General features: G+C 57.8%; 11 protein-coding genes. 10 read left to right on the top strand and 1 reads right to left on the bottom strand.

Annotated elements, in window-relative coordinates:
* The 10 genes from IE087_RS20580 to IE087_RS20535 form a co-directional block, all read left to right on the top strand.
* The coding region (locus tag IE087_RS20580) for a glycosyltransferase (RefSeq protein ID WP_229801502.1) at positions 1-704 on the top strand (704 nt) is incomplete at its 5' end.
* Positions 697-1500 carry a sulfotransferase family 2 domain-containing protein gene (locus IE087_RS20575; RefSeq protein ID WP_189371270.1) on the top strand — a complete coding sequence of 268 codons (804 nt, stop codon included), beginning with the start codon at positions 697-699 and terminating at the stop codon, positions 1498-1500. The genes IE087_RS20580 and IE087_RS20575, both read left to right, overlap by 8 nt.
* Complete coding sequence (locus tag IE087_RS20570) at positions 1500-2351, top strand: hypothetical protein (RefSeq protein ID WP_189371269.1); 852 nt, start codon at positions 1500-1502, stop codon at positions 2349-2351. Before IE087_RS20575 ends, IE087_RS20570 begins: the two co-directional genes overlap by 1 nt.
* The gene (locus tag IE087_RS20565; protein WP_189371268.1) at positions 2332-3210 is read left to right on the top strand and encodes a sulfotransferase; all 879 of its coding nucleotides are present in this window, start codon (positions 2332-2334) and stop codon (positions 3208-3210) included. The genes IE087_RS20570 and IE087_RS20565 overlap by 20 nt, the downstream gene beginning before the upstream one ends.
* A gap of 159 nt (positions 3211-3369) precedes the next feature.
* Entirely contained in the window at positions 3370-4296 is a 927-nt protein-coding gene (locus IE087_RS20560; protein ID WP_189371267.1) for a DUF1403 family protein, read from the top strand.
* 5 nt (positions 4297-4301) lie between these two features.
* The gene (scpB, locus tag IE087_RS20555) at positions 4302-4895 is read left to right on the top strand and encodes an SMC-Scp complex subunit ScpB (protein WP_189371266.1); all 594 of its coding nucleotides are present in this window, start codon (positions 4302-4304) and stop codon (positions 4893-4895) included.
* A gap of 114 nt (positions 4896-5009) precedes the next feature.
* Positions 5010-5474, top strand: coding sequence for a helix-turn-helix domain-containing protein (locus IE087_RS20550; protein ID WP_189371265.1), 465 nt, complete (start codon positions 5010-5012; stop codon positions 5472-5474).
* Positions 5471-6046: a PIN domain-containing protein gene (locus IE087_RS20545; protein WP_189371264.1), complete on the top strand. Its 576-nt coding sequence runs from the start codon at positions 5471-5473 to the stop codon at positions 6044-6046. The genes IE087_RS20550 and IE087_RS20545 overlap by 4 nt, the downstream gene beginning before the upstream one ends.
* A 263-nt stretch (positions 6047-6309) precedes the next feature.
* Entirely contained in the window at positions 6310-7524 is a 1215-nt protein-coding gene (gene acmB / locus IE087_RS20540; RefSeq protein WP_189371263.1) for a methyl acetate hydrolase AcmB, read from the top strand.
* A gap of 18 nt (positions 7525-7542) precedes the next feature.
* Positions 7543-8436 (top strand): helix-turn-helix domain-containing protein, encoded by an 894-nt coding sequence (locus tag IE087_RS20535; RefSeq protein WP_189371262.1) that lies wholly within the window; start codon positions 7543-7545, stop codon positions 8434-8436.
* A 275-nt stretch (positions 8437-8711) separates the two neighbouring features.
* Here IE087_RS20535 and IE087_RS20530 read toward each other — a convergent pair whose 3' ends face one another.
* Positions 8712-10112 (bottom strand): amidase family protein, encoded by a 1401-nt coding sequence (locus tag IE087_RS20530; RefSeq protein WP_189371261.1) that lies wholly within the window; start codon positions 10110-10112, stop codon positions 8712-8714.
* Positions 10113-10121 lie beyond the last annotated feature (9 nt).

The following is a 10121-nucleotide window of genomic DNA, read 5'->3' as shown; positions in this document are numbered from 1 at the left end:
TTAGGGTGCAGCAAATCCCGGCTGGCTGTGACCGCTCACGTTTTTTTTCAGACCCGGACGCTGCGCGAGACCTTGGTCATCGGTTTCAGTTGAGGGATGGTGTGTTCACGGTGCTCACATGTTCCCGGTTGGCGCCTCGCAAGGGGCATGCTGACCTTTTTCAGGCGTTGCGACTGTCCAAACTTCGCGCTGATTGGATCATTGCAGGTGGAGGGTCATGGCGCAATGGCGCGCGGTTATGGCGAGACACATGGTCGCTTTGGTCGGGTCCCCGATTGCGGGTGCGGAGGGTCGGGCATGTCGATGACCGAACCCTGCGCGGTCTGTTCCACCGCGCTGATGTTTTTGCGCTGACACCGATTGAGCGGATGCAGGGAACACGATTGGATTCCGAAGGGTATGGTCTTGTTTATCTTGAGGCTAACGCTTGTGGGTGTCCTGCCCTGGCCACGCGAAGCGGTGGCTGTGCGGATGCGGTTCTGGACGGTGTCACAGGTTACTTGGCCGAACCGGGTGACCCTGTTTCGATCGCCGGGGCGCTGCAGCGTTTTGCCGCTGCGCCTGACGCCGGTGTCGCCATGGGAGCGGCCGGGCAGGCACGCGTAGATGCATTTGATGGATGGCGTGCAGCCACTGCCGCAGTGAGAAATCACTTGGCCAAGATTGTTGACGCCCCAGCCCTGCGGATGGCCAGCAATGTTTAGTCTGTCACTTTCTGACAAGGCGGATCTTGATCCGCATGTCTGGCTGGACCCAAGCGTTCAGCCCGTTTCGCGAACCAAGTGGTTCAAGTCGATCCTGACAGGGCGCAAGGCCTTGCCGCCGCAGCTTCGCCTTGTTGTCGACCATTCCATTCTGAGTGGGTGCGGTACGGCGCTGTTTGTCAAAAACAGCAAGGCCGGCTGCACCAGCCTGGCGCGCTTTGCCTACGCTTACCAGTGTGGGCGGGATTGCCCGACCTCCATACATGGCGAGGACAAGATATTGCGGCAGGGGCCGCGCCATGCCGCAGCCATTCATCGCGCCCTTGACGATCCTTCGGTCATGCGGATTTCGCTCGTGCGACACCCGGCCTCGCGATTGGTGAGCGCGTTTCGCGATTTCGTGCTGGATGCTCGCAACTACGCCACTGTGCACCACCGTCCGGGCCTCGCTGCGTTTGGTCTGAACCCGCGGCAGTCGGCCGAGCGGAATTTTGATGTGTTTCTCGACTATGTCGGCGCGTCGCTTCGATTGGACCCGTTGGCCACTGATCGGCACTTGCGACGACAATCCGACAATCTTTGCGCGTCTGTGATGTCCTATCGACTGATCGGTCGTATCGAAGCCATTGATGGTTTCGAGGACGATTTGAGGGAGCTGTTCGGTATCGCGGGCGATGATCCGCGTGGGTGTTTTCCGCGCTCCAACGAATCCAGCCAAAGCCATACGATCAATCGAGCTCAGCTTCGGAAGATCGAAGACCTCTATGCCGAGGATATGGAAAGGTTTGGGTACTGATGCGGGCTGATGGCGACGATGGCACGCATCCGACTTACGTCGTCGGTTCGGGCTGGTGGTGTACCGATGATGAGGAAAAAGAGAATCCGCACCGCAAGATACTTGGAGCTGATACAATCAGGGGCGCGGAGTTTTTTCGGTTATGGCTTTCCGCAATTGATCGCTGCGCCCGGCCGCAGCGCGTTGTCGTTGTTGATTCCGATGCGCCCGTGAAACCTGATCCAGATTTATGTGCGCGTGTTGATTGGATCGAGCTGCCGTTCAATGCGCGCCATGCGACGGCCCATCAAGGTCGTTGGTCGGGCTGGACCCGCTCGGTTATGATGTCTGCGCAATACGCATTGGCCAGTGATGCGGACTACTTTGTATATGTTGAGCAAGATTGTCTTGTGTCCGGGCCGGGCGTCATCGAGCAGTGTATTGCCGCGATGAATGGCAGGTATATGTTTGGTGATGGCGCTGGGACGCCGCAACCTATTCAACAATCCTTCTTCTTGCTGCGCGGGGATGGAATTTCCGAGTTCTTGAACAACATCGCGCGCATACGCCGCCCGGATTCCGAAGTGACCCCGGAGTGGAAGTTTTGTTTTGCGACGAAACGTTGGCTCTCTTCCTTGGCAAGTTTTTCACCTTGCATTGCGCGGGCCGTCTTTCGTGTGTTCTTCCCCAATGGCAGAGGGGCTTTCGACAGGGTGCCGTTTGGTTACGGACGGAGCCGGCCCGTCGATATGAGCGATGAATTCTTTTATTTTCAACATGGTACGGCGAAGGAGCTCGACGCGTACAAAGCATCTATCAGGATGATGGCAGGCCCTTGGAAGGCGTGTGAAGATGATAGAACGGTCATGTAGGCGCGACAAAGACGGGAACGTATTTCTGCTGGGCGTTGGCGCGCAGAAGGCAGGAACCACATGGTTGTATCACTACTTGCGAACCGCGCCCGGAACTTTTTTGGACGACACAAAAGAGTGGCATCACTGGGATGCCCTGCATCTACCCGAGGCCAAGCATTTCGACTTGAGAGAGCGGCGCGCGGATTACATTCCCGAAGCCCTCGATTTGTTTCGCAGGGCAACTGGACGACAGCGCAAACACTTTTTTCTATCTCGTGACTTCCAGCGAAATCCCGAACGGTATTTTGATTATTTTGCCGCACAGTTGGATCGGTCAGATGTCCATTTGACCGGTGACCTGACGCCCTCTTATGCGGGGTTGCCCCATCACGTTCTGGCGCAGATCCGGGATGGATTTGCGGCGCGCGGTATTGCTGTGAAAGTCATCTTTTTGATGCGCGATCCGGTGTCGCGGTGCCTGTCTGCGGCGCGCATGTATCGTCGGCTGGGTCGTAATATCGAAGGGTATGACGCGAGATTGCCGGAAACCATGGCGCTGGATGCATTTCTGACGTCTCCTGATGCTGCCTTGCGTACGCGCTATGATCGAACCGATCGTCGCCTGCGTTCCGTTTTTGCCGACGATATGCTGTATGTTGGATTGTATGAGACTATGTTTCGGGAAGAAGAGCTGCGTCGCCTTGGCGATTTCTGCAACGTTCCCTTTCGGCCGGAGTTTGTGAAGCACCGGTTCAATGCGTCCGTGCCAAGTCAAGGATCGGCACAGGAATTGACCGGTCTGGATCGAACTCCATTTTCCATGGTCTACGCCTATTGCCGTGATGCCTATCCGGAAACGCGCCATGTCTGGACTTGATTTTCCCGGGGTGTGAAATCTGGCGGCATGTGATGCGGGCTAAGAACGTGCGTGCAACTTGGCAGGTATTGGCGCTGCTTGCCGTTTCCGGATCAGGTGGGTGGGCGGTTTGCGCATTATATTGTGGTGCAAACCGCCGTGCGTGGATAATGTTGTGGTATGACATACCAACCAACCGCGATGCAGTCCCACCTTGGTACTCAGCCGACCCAACCCAGCTGGATCATTTCTGCGCGTGCTGAAACGGCTGAAGATCTTGCGTTCATTTCAGGTGCCGCGCTTTGTCATCTGCATCTTGTGTTGGGCGGCGAGGACGTTCCCCAAGCCTTGTTGAGGCAACGGTTGGCGTTACGAGCCGCGGAGGTCTGCGTCAGAGATCAAGGCCGCCCGGAACGGGCTGCGGACCTCCGCGATGCGGTCGCGTTTCTTGATCCGGGGGCCAGTCCCGGCCCGGCGGGTGAGGTCGCCTTGTCGTGGCGGCGGGCGGTTGAGAGGCCGGTGTCCGTCAAGGCGCTGCATCGGGCGTTGCCGGGGGTGGATCCAGAGCAGATTGCGGCGTGGCTGGACGGGCACAGCCCAAATGACGGGACATACATGCGGACCATGAATTTTGCGGGGCCGGTTCTGCGAGCGGCCTGTGTGCTGCGGGCCGTTCTTGAGAGTAGACCGCGAGATCACACTGCCGCAGTGGTTCTGGCTGATGCCGCCCTGTCGCATGCGCTTGGTTGGTCACTTCCTGTTCCACTTCTTGCGCTTGGTCTGACACGCAGTGACGTGAAGAAGACCGACGATGAGTTGCGGTTGGCTTGTCACAGGGCGATTGCAACGGCAGCAGCGGCAGCGTCCCAAGAGGCGATTGATCTGACGCGGCGTGTTGTGCGGTTACGGACAGTTGCACCCAAGTTGCGTGCCAAGGGGGCGGAGGATGCTTTGACCATGTTCCTGACCCGTGATGCAGTCGCGCCAACAACGCTGACCGTGCTTCGGTCAGGCCGCGCCGCCCGTCGGTTTTGCGACCGGCTGGTTGCACTGGGCGTTGTGCGGGAATTGACCGGGCGCGAGACCTTTCGCCTTTACGGGGTCTGATTTGAATGAAGGACCATGGCACCCCCGATCTGGATCGCGACCTGAAGGATTTGCCACCGGATTTGCGTTGGCGTGAATGGATGCGGCGGATCGAGGCGGTGTTGTTTGCTAGCGCATCGCCGGTGCCGCTCGAGGATTTACAGCGTGTCGTCGGGCAGGGGGCTTCTGTAGAGTTGCTTGTCGAGGACCTTGCAGTTGATCTGGAAGGGCGCGCGTTCGAAGTTGCGACGGTTGCCGGTGGTTGGTTATTGCGGACCCGGCCTGCCTATGCGCCCGCGATCTTGGCGGCTGCAGACGTTGGTGGTCAGGATCTGGATTTGCGGGAATTCGATGTCGCCGTCCTTGCAGCCATCGCCTATCACCAGCCGATCGACCGCGAAGGTCTTAAGGATATCTTCGGCAAGGAGATCAGTCGCGACCTGATCGGGCGCTTACATGCCCGTGGGTTGATAGGAGCAGGACCACGCTCACCCAGGCGGGGCGCGCCATATACTTTTGTGACAACCCAACAGTTCCTTGTGGCATTCGATTTGGGCTCACTTCAGGATTTGCCGGATCGGGAGCAGCTTGAGGATGCGGGGATCATAAGTGATCGATGATCGACGTTGATGTGAATCCAGAGCAAAGATCGGTTTCGAATATTTCGATTGTTGCGAATATTTCGAATTTGGGTTATGTTAGATACCAATCGTAATTGAGAACCGGAGCGCAAAATGAGTGCCCTCAGGAAAGAGGCATTTAGTGATCGACTGCCTGATGAGGTTGAGATCAAGAATGCTGAACAGCTCAGAACCATTGTCGCGGCCCATATGAGGCAAGGCGCGCCGACCACTTTGTCGCTCGCGCAGGAAGGGGGAGATGTTCAGAATGTGACCCTGTCGCCTGCGCTTGCGGAATCGCTGCTTGAGGTCTTGCGCTTTGTGTCGAGTGGGCGTGGGTTTCGCATGATCCCGGTAGGGTCTGAGTTGACGACGCAACAGGCGGCCGATCTGCTGAACGTGTCGCGGCCCTTTCTTGTGAAACTTCTTGAAGAAGGCGAGATTCCCTACACCAAGACCGGCCGGCACCGGCGTGTGCGCGCAGAGGATCTGTTTGCTTACAAGGAAAAGCGCGATGCGATGCGATCAGATGCGTTGGGTGACCTTGCCCGAATGGATGCCGAAGACGGGCTTGTATGAACGGCCATGCTGACCGCTTCACGGCGTTGATTGATGCTTGTGTGCTGGGCGGTGCCTTGCGCCGGAACATGCTGCTCAGTTTGGCCGAGGCCGGCCTGTTTCGGCCCCGGTGGAGTGCGCGCATCCTATTGGAAACACAAAAGGCGATTTCACAGATCACCAAGGGTGCCACGGATGGGTCCAGGCAACGGTTGGCGATCGAGGCTGCGTTCCCGGAGGCATTGGTGACGGGCTACGAGGTGTTCGAAAGCAAACTTGAGCTGCCCGATCCCGATGACAATCACGTCTTGGCCGCTGCGATTTCAACCTCGGCGTCGGTGATCGTGACGGACAATCTGGCGGATTTCCCGGCGGAGGTGCTGGCACCCCATGCCATTGACGCGATTTCGGCGGACGACTTCATTGCGGACACGATCGAGCTTGATCCTTCGGAGGCAATCCTGTCCTTGCGGCGCATGCGCGCGCGGTTTGAAAACCCGGCTATCGACGTACCAGCCCTTATCCACAAGTCGGAGGCGCAGGGACTGCTTCAGGTGGCCACGCTCATGAGCCAATACAAGGCGTTTTTGTAAGGGGTCAAGGACGCGCCACGCGCGCGAGACTGCCGACGTGTTGCGATCCGATGGCCCGGTTCGGTGCAATTTGAGTGTTCCTAACCTTCCAATTGCAGATCCGTCGCGCATCTCAAGGATTTCTCGTTTCCGACCGTCTCCTTCCGGTTCTGAATGGTGATCGCCAGACCTGTGTGTCTGGTGTTTGAATCGTTCAAGACACGCTCAAATCCGACCATCAGTTTCGAAACTTGAGACACATGAATGGCGGAGAGGACATCGCAATGTATCCATCTGAAACGCAAGCCAAACTCGACGCGCTGCTCAGGTCTGTTGTCACAGGAAACGAGCGTGTGCCCGGTGTGATTGCAATGGTCACAGATGCGGATGGTATTATCTATTCAGGTGCGGCTGGTGATCGTACGCTGGGCGATGGCGCCATGACCGAAAACACGATCATTGCCAACTTTTCGACGACAAAAGCCATTACTGCAACGGCTGCGTTGCAATGTGTTGAGGACGGGTTGCTTGATTTGGATGCCCCAGCGGGCGCGTATCTGCCCGAAATTGACGACATTCAGGTCATCAATGGGTTCGATGCGGATGGCGCCCCGCAACTGCGCCCTCCGAACAGCAGGATCACGACGCGGCAATTGCTGCTGCATACGGCCGGGTTCGGATATACCTTCTTTGACGAAACCTATCAGCGGCTAGAAACGGAACACGGGCAGATCGCGCCCGTGACATGTACAAAGGCGTCCCTCAATTCACCTCTTCTTTTCGATCCGGGGCAGCGCTGGTTTTACGGGATTTCAATTGATTGGGTCGGGCAGGTCATAGAGGCATTGCGAGGCAAGCGGCTTGGTGACGTGATGGCCGAGCGGATTTTTGAACCCCTTGGAATGACGGACACAGCCTTTGCCAGAAACGACGATCAGATGCGCCGAACCGCAACAATCCACGCCCGGAACGCGGATGGTTCTCTCACTCCGATGACTGGGTTCGGACTACCGCAAGAACCCGAAGTGGATATGGGCGGTCACGGGCTGTATGGCACTGTGCCGGATTACATGAGGTTCATTCGGATGTGGCTCAATGACGGGCGCGGCGCACATGGAAACGTCTTGAAAGCGGAAACCGTCGAGGTGGCCTGCCGTGGCGGGCTGGATAAGGGGATGGACGTTGTCGGTTTCACGTCCACGGATCCAACACTGACAAATGATATTGAGTTCTTTCCCGGTCTCAAGAAGGACTGGGCACTCAGCTTCATGGTGAATTCCGAGCCTGCCCCGACTGGTCGGTCCGCGGGAAGTCTGGCCTGGGCGGGCCTTGCGAACTGCTTCTACTGGATTGACAGGCAGTCGGGGCTTGGTGGCTACTGGGTTACACAGATTCTGCCCTTTGGCGATGCGGTATCGTTTGGGCGCTATCTTGATTGGGAAACAGCTGTTTACGATGGCTTTGGCGCGCAAGCGATGGACGAGGCCCGGACTGGTTAAGACTGAGGGGATCAGTGGTTGGCCATATCCCAACCAATCGAATGGCAGGCCTTGCCACAATGGGTGCCGGGCGAGACACTGCGCAGCAGTGAAGGTCTGAACTGGCAGGGTGTCGGTTTGCGGTCCTACCGCTTCAAAGGACAGTGCGTCCAGGTGCCAGAACTGCGCGACTTCATGTTGGCCTCCAACGACGGGACGCCGCTGCCCTTGCGGCGCAATGTTGGTGGCGGCTGGCAAGACGCGGTTTTGGATCGTGGCGCCACGGCACTGCTGTCCGCTGCAAGCGCGTCGGAATGGGATTGGAACCAAACCGCGAATGTGACGCATCTCTACCTGTCCAACGACATGGTGCAGTCGATTGCCGAGGAAGTCACCGATGGCAAGGACGGAGCGCCGCGGCTGAGGGATGTCATTTGTTCCACGGACCCTTTTGTCCGACAGGTGATCCAAACTCTCGCTGACGAGGTGACGAACGGTGGTGAAAACGGTGCGCTCTATGTCGACGCGATGGCCCGTTCGTTGCTGCATTACGTGCTGGTTATGTTCAGGTCTGACACTGTATTCGAGAAACCGCCGGACGGACTGCTGAGCCCGCCGATGCGACGCCACATTACGGATTTCATAGAATGCCATTTGACGGTGACACTGACATTGGAGGACATGGCGCGTGAGGTGGGGCTGCCTGCGTGGGGGTTTGCCAGGCGTTTCAAAAAGTCCTTTGGTGCGCCACCCTATGCCTATGTGCAGAACCGCCGGATTGAAAAAGCGTCGACCTTGCTGAGGCACACGTCGCTATCGATCAGTGACATTGCGGTCTTGTGCGGATTCTCGGATCAGGCGCATCTGACCCGGCTTTTCCGACGCGCGTTTGACATACCACCCGGAGAATTCAGGCGGCAATCAACGCTCTAGTGTCAGCGATCAGGCCAACGTCTGGGGTGAACAAAGGTGCCGCTGAACGTGTCAGCGTCTTTGAAAAGACCGGTCAGCGGAAGGGAGTGAACACCCGTGCGTGAAATCAGAAACCGAGTGTCAAACACGGCGCTTGTGTCGCTTTCAACACGCCATCGCCCAGTACTTTCCCAGATGTGGGCCGCGGCACTGTTTGTCTTGAATGATCCGGATGGGTGCGCCGTTTTGGCGGTGACCATTTCATGGCGCTGCGCGACCCACCTGTTTTCCCTGATTCAATTCAGCCAGCTCTGGACAGCCGTCGCGACGCGCAGCAGACGCGCGTCTTGCCCGGGTTTCCCGACGAGCTGTGCACCAACCGGCATACCGTTGCTGTCATGTCCAATGGGAAGCGTCACAACGGGCCAACCCAGGGCGGTCAAGGGCAGGGTGAAGCGGGTGAGCGCGTCAAAATATCCAAGTCGGCCGGTCGCCGTTTCGAATTCTGTGTCGTAGGTGCGAACGCCGTTCTGATCCGTCACCGGGTTGATATGTCGGAATGCGCAGACACCGGTCACGGGCAGCAGCAGCGCGTCGATGTCTGACCATGTTTTCAGGGCTTCGGCTCGCAGACTCAGCAAAGCATCGACATTCCCTTTGTAGCGCTTTGCGTCGCGTTTGTACCCGGTGTGGACATACGCAACAAAGCCCGGTGATGTTTTGCGCGCGCGTTGGTCGCGGCGCATGAGCCAGCGAATGATCCACGGCACAAGGGCGCCAGTTTCATGTCCAATGATTTCGCCGGAAAGCCTATAGACTTCGCTGTCGAAGAGGGCGGACATCGGGGTTTGGACAATGGATACTGGCAGCGCCTGTAAAGCTGAACCAAGGCTTTGCCACATGTCCAATGTGTCTTGGTCACAAGGTGAATTCTGATGCGGCGACCAAAGCGCTATTTTTGGCGATCCAGACAGGGGTTCCCGCGCCAACGTATCCGAACTCAACAGACGGTTGATGTAGTCGATGTCTGCCGCGGTCCGTGCCGTCAAACCGATCCGCGCGAAATGATCCAGTTTACTTTTACCGGGCAGCAAACCGTCATTGGGCCAATGGTTTTCGGTAGGTGTGTAGGACGTGACACCACACCAGCCCGCCGGAATGCGCAGCGATCCCCCAAGATCTGCGCCAATGTCGAGCAGGCTCATCCCGCACGCGACCGCGGCGGCGCCGCCCCCTGTGCTGCCGCCCGTGGTAAAGTCCGGATTGTGCGGATTGCACGTGGCGCCGCGCCGTGCATTGAACGTCTGGAAGTCCATTGCATTGGGCGGCAAGGCTGTCTTGCCTGTGACCACCGCACCAAGTGCACATAATTGATCGATGAGAGTGGCGCTGGTTGTATCGCATGTTATCTGACGCTTTTCTTGGCCAAACGATCGTGGCCAGCCTGTGACCGCAATCTGGTCCTTGACCGTGATTGGCACACCGTTGAGCGGTCCGACAACCGAGTGCGGGCAGTCTTCTTTTCTGGCTTCGAATGCGTTCACGGTCGGTTCAAACCGATCCCGTCGCGCGGTCAGCCAAGCATAGAAGTCACGCCGTGTTCCCGGATCAGAAAGGGTCGGGGCCAGGGTTGCGAGTTCCGGCAATTGCGCGCCGGTGGGGTCATTTGCGGTGGCGGAGGGGAGCGTCCGGGTCATTTTAGGGCC

Origin of the sequence: Tateyamaria omphalii (genome assembly GCF_014651375.1) — a bacterium.
In the GTDB taxonomy this organism is placed as follows: Bacteria; Pseudomonadota; Alphaproteobacteria; order Rhodobacterales; family Rhodobacteraceae; genus Tateyamaria; species Tateyamaria omphalii.
Note: the sequence above shows the minus strand (reverse complement) of the source record. Positions and strands in the feature narration are given on the sequence as shown.

Excerpts from the sequence above, each read along its gene's own strand:
- IE087_RS20550 (WP_189371265.1), top strand. The coding sequence starts at position 5,010 with ATGAGTGCCCTCAGGAAAGAGGCATTTAGTGATCGACTGCCTGATGAG.
- IE087_RS20530 (WP_189371261.1), bottom strand. The coding sequence starts at position 10,112 with ATGACCCGGACGCTCCCCTCCGCCACCGCAAATGACCCCACCGGCGCG.
- IE087_RS20560 (WP_189371267.1), top strand. The coding sequence starts at position 3,370 with ATGACATACCAACCAACCGCGATGCAGTCCCACCTTGGTACTCAGCCG.
- acmB (WP_189371263.1), top strand. The coding sequence starts at position 6,310 with ATGTATCCATCTGAAACGCAAGCCAAACTCGACGCGCTGCTCAGGTCT.
- scpB (WP_189371266.1), top strand. The coding sequence starts at position 4,302 with ATGAAGGACCATGGCACCCCCGATCTGGATCGCGACCTGAAGGATTTG.
- IE087_RS20545 (WP_189371264.1), top strand. The coding sequence starts at position 5,471 with ATGAACGGCCATGCTGACCGCTTCACGGCGTTGATTGATGCTTGTGTG.
- IE087_RS20575 (WP_189371270.1), top strand. The coding sequence starts at position 697 with ATGTTTAGTCTGTCACTTTCTGACAAGGCGGATCTTGATCCGCATGTC.
- IE087_RS20570 (WP_189371269.1), top strand. The coding sequence starts at position 1,500 with ATGCGGGCTGATGGCGACGATGGCACGCATCCGACTTACGTCGTCGGT.
- IE087_RS20565 (WP_189371268.1), top strand. The coding sequence starts at position 2,332 with ATGATAGAACGGTCATGTAGGCGCGACAAAGACGGGAACGTATTTCTG.